At 68.3% G+C, this 15,980-nt stretch carries 14 protein-coding genes; 2 read left to right on the plus strand and 12 right to left on the minus strand.

Features of this window, described 5'->3' with window-relative positions; genetic code table 11:
* Positions 1–50: 50 nt before the first annotated feature.
* The 9 genes from ACQ143_RS12740 to ACQ143_RS12780 are packed head-to-tail and all read right to left on the minus strand — an operon-like array spanning position 51 to position 10,069.
* Complete coding sequence (locus ACQ143_RS12740; RefSeq protein WP_449571074.1) at positions 51–1,853, minus strand: ABC transporter ATP-binding protein; 1,803 nt, start codon at positions 1,851–1,853, stop codon at positions 51–53.
* Positions 1,850–2,989 carry a glycosyltransferase gene (locus ACQ143_RS12745; protein WP_449571075.1) on the minus strand — a complete coding sequence of 380 codons (1,140 nt, stop codon included), beginning with the start codon at positions 2,987–2,989 and terminating at the stop codon, positions 1,850–1,852. The genes ACQ143_RS12740 and ACQ143_RS12745 overlap by 4 nt, the downstream gene beginning before the upstream one ends.
* Positions 2,989–3,975: a Gfo/Idh/MocA family oxidoreductase gene (locus tag ACQ143_RS12750; protein WP_449571119.1), complete on the minus strand. Its 987-nt coding sequence runs from the start codon at positions 3,973–3,975 to the stop codon at positions 2,989–2,991. The genes ACQ143_RS12745 and ACQ143_RS12750 overlap by 1 nt, the downstream gene beginning before the upstream one ends.
* Complete coding sequence (locus ACQ143_RS12755) at positions 3,972–5,069, minus strand: DegT/DnrJ/EryC1/StrS family aminotransferase (RefSeq protein WP_449571076.1); 1,098 nt, start codon at positions 5,067–5,069, stop codon at positions 3,972–3,974. Before ACQ143_RS12755 ends, ACQ143_RS12750 begins: the two co-directional genes overlap by 4 nt.
* Positions 5,066–5,677 (minus strand): acyltransferase, encoded by a 612-nt coding sequence (locus ACQ143_RS12760; RefSeq protein ID WP_449571120.1) that lies wholly within the window; start codon positions 5,675–5,677, stop codon positions 5,066–5,068. The genes ACQ143_RS12755 and ACQ143_RS12760 overlap by 4 nt, the downstream gene beginning before the upstream one ends.
* A 46-nt stretch (positions 5,678–5,723) precedes the next feature.
* A complete protein-coding gene (locus tag ACQ143_RS12765; RefSeq protein ID WP_449571077.1) occupies positions 5,724–6,917 on the minus strand; it encodes a glycosyltransferase family 4 protein in 1,194 nt (397 codons plus the stop codon).
* Positions 6,914–7,357, minus strand: coding sequence for a DUF2304 family protein (locus ACQ143_RS12770; protein ID WP_449571078.1), 444 nt, complete (start codon positions 7,355–7,357; stop codon positions 6,914–6,916). The genes ACQ143_RS12765 and ACQ143_RS12770 overlap by 4 nt, the downstream gene beginning before the upstream one ends.
* Positions 7,354–8,103, minus strand: coding sequence for a glycosyltransferase family 2 protein (locus ACQ143_RS12775; protein WP_449571079.1), 750 nt, complete (start codon positions 8,101–8,103; stop codon positions 7,354–7,356). The genes ACQ143_RS12770 and ACQ143_RS12775 overlap by 4 nt, the downstream gene beginning before the upstream one ends.
* Before the next feature lie 22 nt (positions 8,104–8,125).
* On the minus strand, positions 8,126–10,069 hold the full coding sequence (locus ACQ143_RS12780; protein WP_449571080.1) for a DUF6541 family protein: 1,944 nt from the start codon (positions 10,067–10,069) through the stop codon (positions 8,126–8,128).
* Between the two features lie 88 nt (positions 10,070–10,157).
* Between ACQ143_RS12780 and ACQ143_RS12785 the strand changes: the two genes are divergently transcribed.
* Complete coding sequence (locus tag ACQ143_RS12785) at positions 10,158–11,012, plus strand: NAD-dependent epimerase/dehydratase family protein (RefSeq protein WP_449571081.1); 855 nt, start codon at positions 10,158–10,160, stop codon at positions 11,010–11,012.
* Position 11,013: 1 nt separating this feature from the next.
* A complete protein-coding gene (locus tag ACQ143_RS12790) occupies positions 11,014–11,712 on the plus strand; it encodes an IspD/TarI family cytidylyltransferase (RefSeq protein WP_449571082.1) in 699 nt (232 codons plus the stop codon).
* A gap of 24 nt (positions 11,713–11,736) precedes the next feature.
* On the opposite strand, the gene ACQ143_RS12795 is transcribed toward ACQ143_RS12790, so the two are convergent.
* From ACQ143_RS12795 to ACQ143_RS12805, 3 genes are all read right to left on the minus strand, one after another.
* Positions 11,737–12,474, minus strand: coding sequence for an ABC transporter ATP-binding protein (locus tag ACQ143_RS12795; protein ID WP_449571083.1), 738 nt, complete (start codon positions 12,472–12,474; stop codon positions 11,737–11,739).
* Positions 12,474–13,349: an ABC transporter permease gene (locus ACQ143_RS12800; protein ID WP_449571084.1), complete on the minus strand. Its 876-nt coding sequence runs from the start codon at positions 13,347–13,349 to the stop codon at positions 12,474–12,476. The genes ACQ143_RS12795 and ACQ143_RS12800 overlap by 1 nt, the downstream gene beginning before the upstream one ends.
* 93 nt (positions 13,350–13,442) lie before the next feature.
* On the minus strand, positions 13,443–15,953 hold the full coding sequence (locus ACQ143_RS12805) for a cell wall-binding repeat-containing protein (protein WP_449571085.1): 2,511 nt from the start codon (positions 15,951–15,953) through the stop codon (positions 13,443–13,445).
* Positions 15,954–15,980 lie beyond the last annotated feature (27 nt).

Raw genomic sequence — 15,980 nt, forward strand, 5'->3', positions numbered from 1 at the left:
GGTGTCCTCCCATCCGGTCGACGAGGCCCTTCCCCGCAGCATGCCCGGCGTCAGCCCCGGTCATGCTTCTCCGCGAGGCCGGCGAGTGCCGCCTGATGGGCGAAGTCGTCGTCAGCGGCGATCAGTTCGTCGAACGTCCCCAGGGACACGATCCGACCGTCACGCATGTGGGCGATCTGATCGAAGCCTTGGATCGTCGACAGACGGTGCGCGACAGCGATCACGGTCACCTCACCGTGCAGCTCCTGGATGGCACGGGTGACGGCGGCTTCGGTGCGCACGTCGAGGGCGCTGGTGGCCTCATCCAGCACCAGCACGAGCGGATCCGCGTACAGGGCCCGGGCGATGCCGATCCGCTGCCGCTGCCCGCCAGACAGACTCATTCCTCCGTCCGCGATCTGCGAGTGGATGCCGCCCTCACGCTGTCCGATGACGTCCCACAGCTGAGCGCGGCGTGCGGCGCGTTCGACCCGCTCGACGTCGAAGCTGTCGTCCCACACCAGGGCGATATTCTGAGCGATCGTGCCCGCGAACAGCGACACCTCCTGCGGCACGTAGCCGACTCGGCTGCGCCAGTCGGCGAGCACCTCGTCGAGCGGTTCGCCGTCGACCAGGATGCGGCCGCTGGTGGGCGAGAGCAGGCCGAGCAGCAGGTCGATCAGCGTCGACTTGCCGGCGCCCGAGCGACCGGCGATTCCGAGGGTCTCCCCCATGCGTATCCGGAGAGTGACGTCGCGCACTGCCGGCTCCTGGGCGTCCGGGAACGTGAAACCGACGTTCTCCAGGAGCAGTTCTCGAGGCTCGGACGGCAGTGGCTTGTCGCCCAGGTGCTCCTGCGCCGCACGATAGTCCTCGGCCTTCTCCATGTCGGAGATCATCAGGTCCACGAAGGATCCGGTCGACACCGTGCGCGTGATGACGGTCTGGAACCCGGTGAGCGCCGGGACGAGGCGGAACCCTGCGATGCCGAACAGCGCGACGGCGCCGACCATCGCTTCGACGCTGTGCTCCGGGTCCATGAGGTAGGCGGCACCACCCGTGAGCAGGAAGCCGCCGATGACGGCGGAGTCGAAGACGAAGCGCGGGACGCCGGCGAGGAAGTTCGAGTTCGCACGGGCACGGGCGAGCAGATCACGTTGCCTGCGGACCACGGACTCGGCCTCGTCGATCTTGTCCCGCAGGGTGATCTCCTTCAGCGCACCGACCATCCCGCCCACCAGCCGGGCGACGCGGATCTGCGAATCACGCGCCACGCGGGCGGCCTGACGGGTGCGTCCACCGAGGACGAAGTACTGCAACGCAGCGATGCCGCCGAGGTAGACGAGCGCGACGACGGCCGTCGCCGGTTGCGCGACGAAGATGACGACGACGACGCCGACCGAGGTCATCAGCATGCCCGGCACCGTTGTCACCGGCAACAGGAAGCCCGAGATGACCTGCCCCACCCCGTTCGCCAGCTGCACCACTTCGGCGTTGGTCCTCGCGAGGCGGTCAGTCCAGGGCGCGCGGAGATATGCCGCGAGCAGGGTCGCGCCCACCTCGACCTCGAGCGAGGAGAACCGGCGTGTCGCGATCCACGTCAGCCACAGGTTCGCCGCGGACTTGAGGATCACCACCGCGGACAGGATCAGGATCAGCCAGACGATCGCATCACCGGGGATGACGCCGATGAGCGGCAGCGCCAAGTCTGTGCCCGCGACCGCCGCCGCGAGCACGACGGCCAACGCGAGCAGGGCGACGACGTCGACGATCGACAGCAGCGCCGACACGATCGAGTAACCGATCAGGAACCGGCGGGACTGGGCCGGCAGGAAAGGCCAGAGACGTCGAAGCAACCGGACGATCTGTGTCATCTGCTCTCCTCCGCACCCAGGAAGGGACCCAACACCTGCGCGGCGTGGGTCCCATCATGAAGTCGTGTGACGAACTCGGGACCACGACCTGCCAGGTCGCGGAAGCCTGCCCGATCGGCGAGCATCCGCCGGATCACGTCACCGATGTCGTCGATGCGCGCCTCGACGATCGGCAATGCCATGCCCGCTGTGCGCCGGACGACCTCGCGATGGCGATCCGAGACATGGGCGACCACGACGCGACCCGCGGCCATCGCCTCGCAGGCGGCGACCCCATACCCGCCAATCACGAAATGGTCGAGCACGATGTCGGCATCACCGTACAGTGCGGGCATGTCCGAGGACAGCACTCCGCTGACCTCGCGATATTCGATGAGTTTCTCGGCGTCGAGGGCGCGGAGCGCCGGTGCGATGGATTCGGAGCCTTTCAGACCGGCACGACTGGGCGCATGCACCACGACCGGACGCATCCGTTCGAGCGCGGTGACGCGCGCGGCGCGCCGCCAGGGTGTCGGGTCTACGACGACCGGCAGCCACGTGGCGTCCGGAAGGAAGTCGAGCAGGTCGGGCGTCGACACGAAGACCGGACAACCGGCCGTTCGCGCCAACTGGTGATTGCGCGCCGTCGTCGCCTCGAGCTTGCCCGCTTCGGGGTACCGGCCCTCGATGAACGGAGAATCGGGTTCGAGCTCGGCGTGCCGGTGCGGTGTGCGGATATCGGATCCGTGGAACAGCAGCCCGACGGCGAGACCGGCGCGCCGCAGCTCGGGGATGTGTGCGTCGGCATCGCCGCGCCACAGCCCCTTCCCCGACTCGATGAGCACATGGGTGAAACGCTGCAGAACGTCGCGCCGCTGTCGCTTCCGCCACACGTAGTTCTGCGAGTAGTCGAGTGATGCCACGCGCCCATCCGCCTCGAACCGGAAGCGATCGTCGGAGGGCTGAATGGCGAATGCACACGCGGAAACCCCGCCGAGCCGCTCTGCGGAGCGCGCCCAGCGGAACCCCTGACCGGCCGAGTTGGTCGGACCGATCAGCAGTCGCACCGGTGATCGTCGGCTGGACGGACGCGGGATGCGTGCGGTCCGCCAGCGCCACCGGATCCCGGTCGCGAGCGCGGTGAGGGGGTCGGCCATCACACGGCGACGCTGGTATCGCGTCGGGCAGAGTCGAGTGCGGCCTCGATGACGGTGAGCGTGCGCAGCCCCTGTTCCATGGTGACGACGTCGCTGGGGTTGCCCAGGACGGCGTCGCGGAAAGCCTCGTGCTCGACACGGAGGGGCTCGCGCTTGGGGAACGCGTAGCGGGTGACGTCGCCCTCGGACACTCCGCGGAAGGAGGATACGGACTCCCATTCCAGGGGGATGGTGCCGTTGGCGTGGAAGGTCAGATCGCCGGTGGCGGTGTCGGCGACGTATGCGCCCTTCTCACCGGTGACGATCGTGACGCGTTCCTTCATGGGGCTGAGCCAGTTCACGAGATGGTTGACGATGACCCCGGAGGTGAGGCGCCCCGTGATCGCGACCATGTCCTCGTACTCACGGCCGGACTTGAACGTGGTCTGCGCGAACACCGTCTCGTACGCGGATTGAGCGACCCACGCCGTCAGGTCCACGTCGTGCGAAGCGAGGTCCTTGGCAACACCCACGTCGGCGATGCGGGAGGGGAACGGACCCTGCCGACGCGTCTGGATCTGGTACACCGCACCGAGCTCCCCGGCCTCCAGACGGCGTCGCAACTCTTGGAGCGCGGGGTTGAATCGTTCGATGTGTCCGACCGCACCGACCAGGCCGGCTGCTGTGAACGCTTCGGCCATGCGCTCTCCGGCCTGGACCGAGTCGGCGATGGGCTTCTCCACGAGGGTGTGCACTCCCGCGGAAGCGAGCTTCAACGCGGCATCCTCGTGGAACCGGGTGGGAACCGCGACGACCGCGATATCGATGCCGGTCTCGATCAGCGCGTCGATGTCGGGCAGCACCGGCAGCGCCCCGGCCACGCCGTGAGGGTCGCCACCCGGGTCGGCGATGGCGACCAGATCTACGCCGTCGAGCTCACGCAGCACGCGGGCATGATGACGACCCATCATGCCCACCCCCAGCAGCCCCGCCCGCAGCACCATCAGGCGCCCGCCCCGGCGACCGCGTTGACAGCTGCCACGATGCGGTCCAGGTCTTCCTGCGACAGCGAGGGGTGGACCGGCAGCGACACGACTTCACGCGCCGCTCGCTCCGTCTCCGGCAGATCCAGTCCCGGCGCATACGGCGCCAGCGACGGCAGGCGGTGGTTCGGGATGGGGTAATACACGCCCGACCCCACCTGGTGTTCGTTCTTCAGCGCGGTCACGAACCCGTCCCGGTCCTCGGGCACCCGGATCGTGTACTGGTGATACGCATGCACCGCGCCCTCACGCACCGGCGGCACCACCACGCCCTGCAGGTGCGCGTCCAGGAACGCCGCATTCTCCTGCCGGGTTCGCGTCCAACCGTCCACCTTGGTCAGCTGCACGCGCCCGATGGCCGCGTGGATGTCGGTCATCCGCGCGTTGAACCCGATCACCTCGTTCTCGTACTGCCGCTCCATGCCCTGATTGCGCAGGAGTCGGGCCCGTCGCGCGATCTGCTCGTCAGCGGCAGCGATCATGCCACCCTCACCGCTGGTCATGTTCTTCGTCGGATACAGCGAGAACATCCCGAACGCGCCGAACGTACCCACCTGCCGGCCGGCCCACGACGCGCCGTGCGCCTGGGCCGCATCCTCGAACAGCATCACGCCGTGCTTGTCGGCGATCGCCCCCAGCTGGTCCATCAGCGCCGGATGCCCGTACAGATGCACCGGCATGATCCCCCGCGTCCGCTCGGTGATCGCCGCCTCCACCGCCGCGGGATCCAGCGTGAACGTGTCCGGCTCGATGTCTGCGAAGACCGGCGACGCACCGGTCAGAGCCACCGAGTTACCCGTCGCCGCGAACGTGAACGACGGCACGATCACCTCATCGCCCGGGCCCACCCCCGACGCCAGCAGCCCCAGATGCAGGCCCGCAGTGCCCGAGTTCACCGCAACGGTGGCACGCCCCGCGACGAAATGCGCGGAGAACTCCGCTTCGAACGCCGCCACCTCCGGCCCCTGCGCGACCATCCCGCTGCGCAACACCCGGTCGACGGCCTCCCGTTCCTCCGCGCCGATGATCGGCTTGGCCGGGGCAATGAACTCGCTCACGCCAACTCCTCCTGCAGGTTCCCATCGATCTCAATGAAACGTTCGCCCGACACCGGACACACCCACACCCCGTCATCGGCCATCGCGAGCGGGTGCCCGGCCTTGCCGACCCAGCCGATCCGACGGGCCGGAACCCCCGCGACCAATGCGAACGCCGGCACGTCCTTGACCACGACCGCGCCCGCAGCCACCATCGCCCACTCGCCGATCACCACCGGCGCCACGCACGTGGCCCGAGCACCGATCGACGCGCCGCGCCCGATCGTCACGCCCACCGGAACCCAATCGTGCGCGCTCTTCAGCGAACCATCGGGGTTCACGGCCCGCGGGAACGTATCGTTCGTCAGCACCGCGGCCGGCCCGACGAACACGCCGTCACCCAACCGGGCGGGCTCGTACACCAGCGCGTAATTCTGGACCTTGCAGTGATCGCCCATCACGACCCCTGTGCCGATGTATGCGCCACGCCCCACGATGCATCCCGCACCCAACCGCGCATCCTCACGGACCTGGGCCAGATGCCATACCGATGAGCCCGCGCCCACGACAGCCGACGGCGACACATCCGCTGAATCGACGATTCGAACGGCTGCTTCCGGACTTTCCACGCTGCGGCGCTCCTCGTACGCACCCTTGGCGCTCTCGGTTTCCAGTCTAGCCACGGCCACCACGCCATCCCCGACCCCGCAGCGCCGTGAGAACAGCGCCCGCCGCACGCTGTCCGACCGCTGACAGGGACACATTCTGAGACGCCCACCGCGCACGGTCGCCACGTCGTGCGTCGCTGACGCCATCGGCTTCCTCATGCAACAGCCCCCGCATGGCGTCCGCGACCTCCGCCGCCGAGAAGCCGACCGCCGTCCCCAGGCCGGCGTCGCGCACCAGCTGCCCACCGACCTCCGCCCCGGCGAAGATGACGGGCGTGCCACACGCCGCAGCCGCGTACGTCTTCGTCGGTCGCGCGAAGTCATACCCGATGCCGGGGACGATCGACACCAGCGAGGCGACAGCTCCCCGGATCCAGGCCGCAGATTCCTGGGGCGGCACCACACCGCCGAAGTGCACGCGACCGGGAACGAGCTGCGCAGCCAGCCGTCGCAGCTCCTGTTCGACCGCGCCCTGGCCGAAGAACCGCAGGCCGACTTCAGGATGCTCGTCCGCCACCTGTGCGAACGCGCGGATGAAGACGTCGGGCTGCTGCCACTCGGACATCGTCCCGGTGTAGACGAAGTACCGCTCGCCCGGCGAGCGTGGCTCCACGTCCGGTGAGAACAGCGCGGTGTCTATGCCGTTGCCCACGGTGTGGACGCGTGCGGCGTCGGCACCGAGCGCGATCAGTCGAGCGGTCACCTCATCGGACACCGAGATGACGGCGGCCGCTGCGCGCAGCGCGCGTCGTTCCATCCAGCGCATCAGCCGGACCACCACGGGGCGCACACCCATGCTGATCACGCCGTCGGTCCACACGTCGGCCGCGTAGTAGGCGAAAGGTCGGCGTCGCAGCCACGCGACAGCGGCGATGACGAGGGCGGTCGTCGGCGGTGACTCCGCGACGGCCACGTCGAACCGACGGCCGATGACCCGGAGGGCCAAGGGAGCGTCGAAGCTCAGATACTGCAGGTAGCCACGGACGTTGCCGCCGCGATCGCGGAGCACGGGCCAGCGCGACACGCGTATCCCGGGCGGGTCGGCGACGCCGGCCGCGCGCCGGGGTGGGGTGCTGGTGATGACGACGACATCGGCACCGGAGCTCTTGAGTGCGCGGGCCAGCGCACCGAGCCGAAAGGCTCCCGCGCTGACCTCCGGAAGGAACAGGCGCGAGGCGATCACCACCCTCGGAGAGCTCATCGGTCGTCGTCCCGATCGCGATCGCGGACGGGTCCGTCGGGAGCGGTCGGGCTCTGCGCGGAGTCCTCGTGGCCGCGCGCGCTCACCTCGGGTGTGGCTTCCAGACGACGCAGCCGCTCGTCGTGGAATGCCGTCTGCTCCGCCAGCGCGCGGAGCTTGTCCTCGATGCGGGTGAGTTCCGCGCCGTACTGCAGGCTCACCAGGAACAGCAGTGCGATCGCGATGAAGAAGACGAGGTTCGTCGGCACCGCGATCCCCAGCAGTCGCGCTGCCCACGAGAGCGTCTGGGGGAACACGGCGACGACCAGAGCCAGAATGCCCCCGACCAGCCACCAGATCGCGTGACGCTCGCGCAACGTCGTACGTCGCATCAGCTCGATGATCGCGATGAGCGCGACGACCGCGGCGGCGATACCGAAGACGTAGGTGGCAGTGGTCATGACGATGCCTCCTTCCCGAGGCCCACACGCTCGATGCGGACACGCGGTCGCATGAGAGCCAGCAAGAAGGCGATGCCCGCCCGCATCAGGTAGACCGTGGCCCGCACGGGGTGTTGCGACGGGAGACCGGCTTGTCGTTCGCGCATGGCGATCGGGACGGGTCGGATGCGCAGCCCGGACCGGGCTGCGATGACCAGCGCCTCCACCGTGTCGCCCAGGTACTCCGCCGGGTAGGTGTGCGCGAACAGGGCGACGGCGCGCGGGCCGGTTGCTTTGAAGCCACTGGTGACGTCGGGCAGTCGCTGGGCCGCGACGAGGCTCACCGCGCGGGCCAGCACCCGCATCGCCCACCTTCGCGGCCCTCGCGCCGCATAGTCCCCCGTGCCGGCGAAGCGCGAACCGATCACGATGTCGGCATCCCCCAAGCCGGCCAGCAGTTCCGGGATGTCGCGAGGGTCGTGCTGGCCGTCGGCGTCGACCTGCACGACGACCGGATAGCCGTTGTCGCGCGCGAATCGGAACCCTGCGCGCATCGCACCGCCGACGCCCAGGTTGAAGGGAAGGGCCAGAACGCGTGCGCCCGCATCCCGGGCGACGGCCGCCGTCGCATCGGTGGACCCGTCGTCCACGACGAGACAGAGCGCGTCGGGCACGGCGTCGCGGACCTCCGCCACGACGCGACCCACCGACGCCTGTTCATTCAGGGCGGGGACCACGACCAGGAGGGGAGGAATGGGGCCGGGCACGTCAGTCGATCCTAGTCTGGCGTCAGTCATCGCACGCCGTGACCCGCCAGAGTGACGCGGCGCCCTGGGAATCGACCAGCTCGAACCCGGGCACTCCTTCGAATCCGGTGAAGCCCGCCATCTGCACCCGCCCCGTGCCGGGATCACCGAGTCCGAAATCGAGCACGTACGACATCCCCAACTCGGTCACGGCCGCACAGACCTCCGGGTCGGTCGCAGCGTCATGCAAGCGCTCGGCCACCAGCGCGTAGGCGCTGCTGCGTGGGATCTGCCACTTCGCGGGGAAGACGTCCACCCCCGACAAGGCGTACCCGAAGGCCGCACCGGCGCCGGGATTGCCGACCACCCGCGCCCCGGGCTCCACCGTCTGAGGAAGTCGCAGCAGCAGCGCCCTCTCATCCGTGCTCAGCCACGTGTCCTCGTCGATGACGAAGCGCGACCGGGTCTCATCCACACCGTTCGCGACGTGGTGACGCTGCACGACCGGTTGGATGGCGACGCCGGCGGCGAGGACGACCAGCACGGCACCGAGCGCCCCGGCTTCGGCGACGCGTGCGGCGTCGGTGCGCCGGACCCTCCGGACGATCCCATCGGTGAGCGCGACTGCTCCCATCGCCGCGAGCGGTATCGTCACCGCGGGCAGAAGCGCGGCCAACCGATAGGTGTCGCCGTACCACGGGCCCACCAGCGGCAGCCGGACGCTCGGGGTGTCGACCGCCGCCGCGACCCCGTAGAGCAGCGCGAACGCGACCCAGGCCAGCGCGATCCACGTCGTCCGGCGCCGCGTCAGGGCGACCACCCCGCCGACCAGGCCGAGCACGGAAACTGCCCACACCGTGGGAGTCCCGGCGTAGCCGGAAGAGGCGAGGTCGAGGAGCGCGCGGCCCGGACTGCGCACCGCGCCCCAGTAGTCGGCGGTGACCAACTCCGACATCCGCCACCACAGCGCACTCGACGCCACAACCCCCACCGGCACGGCGATCGCGACGATCCAGCGAGAACGGGTCGACAGCTGTCGCCACACCTCCCACGCGGTGACGGCCGCGAACACCCCCACCATCACCAGCCATGCCAGGATCACCGACGTCTGGGCCATCGCAAGAGCGAGCAGCGCCATCCCGGCTCCCACGATCAGGGCGGCGCCGCGTCCCTTCCAGACCTGATCGCGCCGGCCGTCACCGACGAGCTGGACCACGACCGCCGCACCGGCGGGCAGGAGCGCAACCGCGAGCAGGTAGGAGTACAGAATGCCGTACTGCACGAGCAGCAGCGGGAACGCGATGAGAGCGGGGCTCAGCGCCGCGGCGAATGCGCCGGCCGCCCGACGACCCGTGATCGCCTGTGTCAACCACGCCACCCCGACAGGCCACACGACGGCCGCCACCACTAGCGTGAGAACGTTCGTCGACTGCGGGATCCCGGCGCCGGAGTACGTCGAGATCAGAGAGGCCACGGCGTGCCACGCCCCCGGGTAGAAGGCCCCCCGCGCTTCCGGGTCGACCAGCCCTCCGAGGCCGAATGGCGTCGCGGTGGCGTGCGAGAGGATGGCCCTCACCGCTCCGAGGTGGAAGGGCGCGTCGTTCGACTGCGACACGTTGTCCGGCGCACCGATGTAGGCCCCGACGCGCAGGGCTCCGATGATCACACCGCCGGCGAGACCCGCACCCAGGAGCCCCCGACAGCCCCGCGCCGCCTGGGGGGATGCCGGCACCCCCAGAATCCGGGAGGCGACGACGCAGAGGGTCGCGAGCAGCACGAGGCCGACCGCGGCGGTCAGACCGTTCCAGGCCACGCCGACAAAGGGGAACAGGATCGCCAGCAGGACGATCATGGCGATCGAGGCGACAGGCGCGAACGCCCATTGCGCGAGTCGGCGCAGCCCGAGTGCGCGCGCGGCGACCACGCCCGGGACGAAGAGGATCAACCCGGCGACCAGGAACGTCCACCACTCCAGTGCCCAGGCCATGACGATTCTCCGGTCGGCGCGGCGCGGCGCCGCAGATCTGCAACGATTCTATGAGCCCCCGAGGCCACACCCTGGGGAACCTCTCAGGATGACATCTAGAATTGAGCCGCACCTGTCCCGACATCGAACGAACGAGGTCTCTCTGCGTACCGCACTCATCGGACACACGGGATTCGTAGGCTCCAATCTTCTCGACGCGTCCCCCTTCGACGATCTGTACAACACCGCCAACATCGACGAACTGGCCGGCCGAGAGTACGACCTCGTCGTATCGGCGGGTAACCGCGCCGACTCCCACCGGATCAACAACCACGGCGCCGAAGACCTGGCGGAGATCGACAAGCTCGTCGACACGATCAGCTCAGCCCGCATCGGCCGGCTGGTGCTGATCTCAACCGTGTGTGTCTATCCCTGGGGCGGCGCCCCCGATGAGCACACGCCGCTCACCCCGACGGGATTGACTCCTTACGGCGCGAACCGTCTGCACCAGGAGCGCCGCCTGTCGGATGCTTTCGACACCTTGATCGTCCGGCTTCCCCAGCTGTACGGCGCACGTCTGCGCAAGGGTGTCGTCCATGACCTCGCCAACGACTACCGCGTCGAGCACATCGACCCCGACATGGCGTTCCAGCACTACGACGTGCGCCGTCTGTGGCGCGACATCACCACCGCGCTGGACGCGGGACTCACGGCGGTGAACATCGCGACGCCGCCGCTCAAGAACGCCGACCTTGCGCGTGAAGTGTTCGGACGCGACATCAGCAGCCAGGTGCCCCCGGGTCCGCCCTCCCCGTTCGCGCGCATGTACACCCGGAACATGACGACCGCGCACGCGGAGCTGTTCGGCGGACGTGGCGCATACCTGCAGAGCGAAGCCGAGGAGTTGGACGGGCTGCGACGCTTCGTCGCCGAGGCCCAGAGCACACCGGCCGAGGAAGGGTGACATGTATCGAGGGCATCGGATCTCCGCGATCATCAACTGCGCGGGGAAGGGCACACGCTTCGGCAGCAACAAGCTCCTGGTCGAACTGGGTGGCAGCACCGTGCTGGAGAAGACCGCCCGCGCCATGTGCGTACCCCTCTTCGATGAAGTGATCGTCACGGTCAGTGAGGACAACGAGGCGTTGTACCGGCGCATTCTGATCGAGGAGGCGGGGCTGCCCGTCACGCTGGTCGTGGGCGGCGCCGAACGGCACATCTCCGCCCATCGCGGGCTTTCGGCGACCTCCGGCGACATCGTCGTGGTCCATGACGGTGTCCGCCCGTTCGTGACGGAGGACCTGATCGTCGCCACCGTCGATGCGGCGATCGAACACGGTGCGGCGATGCTCGGCACTCCCAGCACCGTCCAGGTCAAGCTGGTCAATGACGAGGGCTTCATCGAAGGGTCATTGGACCGTGCGCATTCGTGGCTCGGCCAGACGCCGCAGGCGTTCGTCCGCGGGCACCTCGTCGAGGCCTACGAGCGGGCTCTGGCCGACGGATATACACGTGTGAGCGACGATGCCGACCTCGTCGCCGAGTATTGCGGGATCCCGGCGAAGATCCTGCGCGGCCACGATCACAACATCAAGATCACCACTCCCCAGGACCTGGGGACCGCCCGGATGATCGAAGAGGGCCGCGCCGACGCGGACGAGTGACACGGTCCGTCGGCGTCCGCGCGGTCAGCCCTCGAGGACCTCGAGCGCTTCGTCGATCGGCCCGTCGAAGACCGCCTTGCCCTTGGTGAGGACGATGCCGCGCGTGCAGAGCTCCTTCACCTGGCCCTTGCTGTGACTGACGACGATCATCGTCACCCCGCGCTCGGTCAGCTCTTTGAGCTTCGCCGTGCACTTGGCGCGGAACGGCGCGTCGCCCACCGCAAGGACTTCGTCCACGAGAAGGACATCGAGCTCGACATGGATGGCCACGCTGAACGCGAGCCGCATGAACATGCCCGATGAATAGTGCTTCACCTCTTGATCGATGAAGTCACCGATTTCGCTGAAGGCGACGATGTCGTCGAAGCGTTCCTTGGTCTCGTGCTCGCTCATCCCGAGGATCGCCGCGTTCAGGAACACGTTCTCGCGTCCGGTCAGGTCGGGGTGGAAGCCCGCGCCCACTTCGATGAGTCCGGCGACCCGCCCCCGCGTGAAGACGCGTCCTTCATCGGGCTCGAGGACCCCCGAGATGAGCTTGAGCGTCGTCGATTTCCCGGACCCGTTCAATCCCATGATCGCCACGGATTCTCCCTCACCGATCGTGAAGGAGACATCTTCCAGTGCCCGGAACTGCGTCGCGCGCACGGGTCGACGTCGGATGAGGTTGATGAACGCTTCCCGCATCGACTTGGTCGATCGCTTGTTGAACCACTTCGAGACGTGCTCGACGATGATACGAGGCTGAACCGGCGCGTTGCTCATCACAGGTCCTGCGCGAAGGTGCGTTCGAAACGGCGGAACACGAACTGACCGAGGGTGAGCGTGATCGCGATGATCGCGAGCGCGGCCGCGACGTACCATCCCATCGCGGGCGGCCAGCCCAGCCAATCGGGCGGATCGACCGCCGGCTGCCAGAACGCGTGGTGGAAGAATTCCACGGCGACGGTGATGGGGTTGCTCATGTAGAGATGGAACAGCCAGGGGACGTCGCGGGTGACCTCGGCCACCATCACCCACGTGTAGAGGATGGGAGACGACCAGGTCGCGACGGTGCGCACGATCTCGACGACATTCGTGGCGTCTCGGAATCGCACGTTGAAGGCGGAGAAGAAGAGACCGAGCCCCATGATGAAGGAGACGGCCACCGCCATCCCCGCCAGCGCCAGGCCGACTGATGCGAACGACGGAATCCAGCCGAACAGGAAGATGCAGACGATGAGCAGGATCGCCAGTTGCGGCAGGAAGTGGATGAACGAACCGGTGATCGCCGCGATGGGGAAGAGCTCTCGCGGAAGGTAGATCTTGCGCACGAGGGCTTTGTTCTCGACGATCGAGCGCGTCGCGGATCCGAACGCCTCGTTGAACAGGTTGACGATGACGATGCCGCTGAACAGGTACAGGGGGAAGGCCTCGACGTTGCGGTGCATGCCGAGCACCTGCCCGACGACGAGGTAATAGACGAGGAACTGGATCGTCGGCCGGACGTATGACCAGAACCAGCCGAGGACGGAGTTCCGGTATCGCACCGAGGTGCTCCGGCCGATCAGCAGTCGCAGGAGGTACCGGTAACGGAAGACGTCGGCCAGTCCGCGCCCACGCCCAGGCGTGTCGAAGGCGCTGTAGTCAATAGTTGTCACGGGTATCCTCGGTGGCCGCCGGATCGCTGTCCTCGGCCAGCCAACGGCCATAATAACCGACCCGACCTTGCAGATCGCGGCGCGCCGGGCGCGTCAGCATCGCAGGAGTCGGGCGACCTGACCGTCCAATGCCCCCGTGCCTCCGACGACGGTGACCGAGGAGGTGCGGGCCTCCAGGAGGAAGTCCGCGAAAGTCGGCGACGCGCATGTCGCCACCGACACCGCCAAGGGTGCCCCTGTGGCAGCGGCCAGCACGGAACCGGCGAGGGCGTCGGGGAAGTCGACGCCCGTGGCGACGACCGCCGAGCTCGCCCCGCGGGGGAACGCGGCGCTGTTGAGCGCTGCATTGGTGGCGTATCGGTTCGCCCCGCTGTATCGGTTCACCGCCATCTTCCGCCCGACGAGCTGGTCGGCGATGCTCTGGGAGACCACACCGGTCCCGCCCACGATCACGACCTGGGAGGTCTTCAACGAGGTGAGCAGCGACATCGTGGCGCTGTCGAGTGCGTTCGCCCCGCCGCGTGCCAGGAGCACGGGCGCGCCCTGCGCACCGGCGACGGCGGCGGCGCCGAGCGCGTCGGCATAATCGCTTCCCGTGGCGAGATACACCGTCGGCGCCGTGCCGTAGGCCGCTGCGACCGCTCGCGCGGTCGCGTAGCGATCGGCACCGGAGATCCGCTCGACGACGGTCTTGGCACCGAGGGTCGCTTTCACCCGGTTCGTCACCCGTTCACCGAGGACGCCCTTCCCGCCGACGAGGACGACCTTCTTCGGCGCCAGCTGCTTGAGCGCGGCGACGGTCGAGGCGGGAAGGTCGGTTGCGGTGGCCAACAGCAGCGCTGCGCCCTTCGCCGCCGCCAACGGCGCGACCGAAAGGGCGTCGGCGAAGTCCGCTCCGGTGGCCAGGTAGACCGTGTCCGTACCCGACGGGTAGGTGGTCCTCGCCACGGCAGCAGCGGTCTCGTACCGGTCAGCCCCCGAGACCCGCGTGGCACGGACTCCTGTCGCCGTCGCGGCGGTCGAGGTCTTGTCGACGGTGCCTTGGCCGGGCACCTTGGCGCTCACGGTGACGGTGAGCTTCTTGCCCGCATCGTCGTTGGTGACGCGATATGTGGCCGACGTCGCACCTGCGACCGGCTGCCCGTCGCGCTTCCACTGGTAGGAGAACGAAGAGGGCTTCGGATACCACGTTCCGGTCTTCGCCGTCAGCACCTGGCCCGCCGTGGGAGTCCCGGACACCGTCGGAGCCGGCGTGAGCACGGCGTCCGAGAGGTAGTCGCTGTGCGCCCAGTAGGTCGATCCGGAGATCCGGATCGTCCACCATGCACCGTAAGTGGCGACGCGTTCGTACACTTCACCCTGTCGGATCAGCGTCTTACCCGTCTCGCACGCGGTCGAAGGCGCCTTACGCGCATTGAGCTCCTTCGTGGTGACGGCCACGTACCCGCTCGAGCCGTCGATCGCTTCGGAGGTGGGGACGACACACGGCGAGCTGCTGCCGGCCGGAGCATCCTGCTTGGCATCGAGGTACTCGGACGCGACCCACAGCTGCTTGCCCCCGGAGCTGATGCGCGTCCACATTCCGTACGCGCCCGTGATCGTGACGCTGGCGCCCTTGCTCAGCGAGGAGATCCCCGTGGTGCATTTCAGTGTCGGAGCGGTCCGGACATTCAGCGAGTTCGTACCCGTGACCTTCGCAGTGCCGGACCGCACTTCGACATCCGCGGCCGGCGGAACCGTGCAGGCCGAAATCTGCGCCGGCGCCCCGGTCGAGCTGCCGCTGCCCGGCGCGAACCAGTTCACGTAGAAGTTGTAGAAGTTGCGATTGCCGTACGTCGAGCAGTCGTCCCCGATGCCGGTCCCGGCGGCGAGCGCGGCGACGTTGGGCCGGTACGGCGTGTAGATGTAGAGGTTGGCGGTGGCCTGGTTCTGGATGTACACCTTCGAGGTGCCGCAACTCGAGTCTGGGTCCCACTTGATCGTGTTGACCCGACCGGGCCGGTAGTTGTACCAGCTCGGGTTCTGCACGTACACCTGCTGCTGTCGGGCGCCGAGGTAGACCTGGTTGACGAAGCCCGCCGCGGCGGCGTCGCAGGGCGCCGTGTCGGGGCAGCTCTGCCCCATGGCGGCGCGGTACGCCCATTCGTCCGGTGCGGTCTTGGTCACCAATCCCTGCTCCTTCTGGAGCATGACGAGGATCACCTTCTGGCTGATGCCGCAGGCCTTGCCCACGTCGGCGATGATCTGCGCAGCGGTCGCGTTCGACCGCGCTGCGACCTTCTTGCAGTACCGGTCAGCCGCCTTCTCCGGCAGGTTCGTCTTGAAGTTCTTCAGACACGGCGGGTCACCCGCCTTCGCCCGGCAGGTGGTGACTTTGCCGTTCAGGAAGGTCTGCACTTCCGCCGCCGTCATCGCGTCGCCGTCGAAGAACGCCTCGTCACTGATGATGAAGCCGCCCTCCAGGATCGAGCCGGGGACATCGGCGGCCTGCGCCGGCGCGGCGGGGCTGAACAGGGCCAGCATGCCCGCGATGAGAGCGACCGCGACGGTGCTGACGGTCGCTTTCAGAAACGACGCAGAGCGCCGACGGGGGGCATCGAGCATGTGACCATTGTGACGGAAGTAAAGCGT

The organism is Microbacterium pollutisoli (assembly GCF_053586795.1).

Excerpts from the sequence above, each read along its gene's own strand:
- ACQ143_RS12740 (WP_449571074.1), bottom strand. The coding sequence starts at position 1,853 with ATGACACAGATCGTCCGGTTGCTTCGACGTCTCTGGCCTTTCCTGCCG.
- ACQ143_RS12745 (WP_449571075.1), bottom strand. The coding sequence starts at position 2,989 with ATGGCCGACCCCCTCACCGCGCTCGCGACCGGGATCCGGTGGCGCTGG.
- ACQ143_RS12765 (WP_449571077.1), bottom strand. The coding sequence starts at position 6,917 with ATGAGCTCTCCGAGGGTGGTGATCGCCTCGCGCCTGTTCCTTCCGGAG.
- ACQ143_RS12770 (WP_449571078.1), bottom strand. The coding sequence starts at position 7,357 with ATGACCACTGCCACCTACGTCTTCGGTATCGCCGCCGCGGTCGTCGCG.
- ACQ143_RS12780 (WP_449571080.1), bottom strand. The coding sequence starts at position 10,069 with ATGGCCTGGGCACTGGAGTGGTGGACGTTCCTGGTCGCCGGGTTGATC.
- ACQ143_RS12785 (WP_449571081.1), top strand. The coding sequence starts at position 10,158 with ATGACATCTAGAATTGAGCCGCACCTGTCCCGACATCGAACGAACGAG.
- ACQ143_RS12790 (WP_449571082.1), top strand. The coding sequence starts at position 11,014 with ATGTATCGAGGGCATCGGATCTCCGCGATCATCAACTGCGCGGGGAAG.
- ACQ143_RS12795 (WP_449571083.1), bottom strand. The coding sequence starts at position 12,474 with ATGAGCAACGCGCCGGTTCAGCCTCGTATCATCGTCGAGCACGTCTCG.
- ACQ143_RS12805 (WP_449571085.1), bottom strand. The coding sequence starts at position 15,953 with ATGCTCGATGCCCCCCGTCGGCGCTCTGCGTCGTTTCTGAAAGCGACC.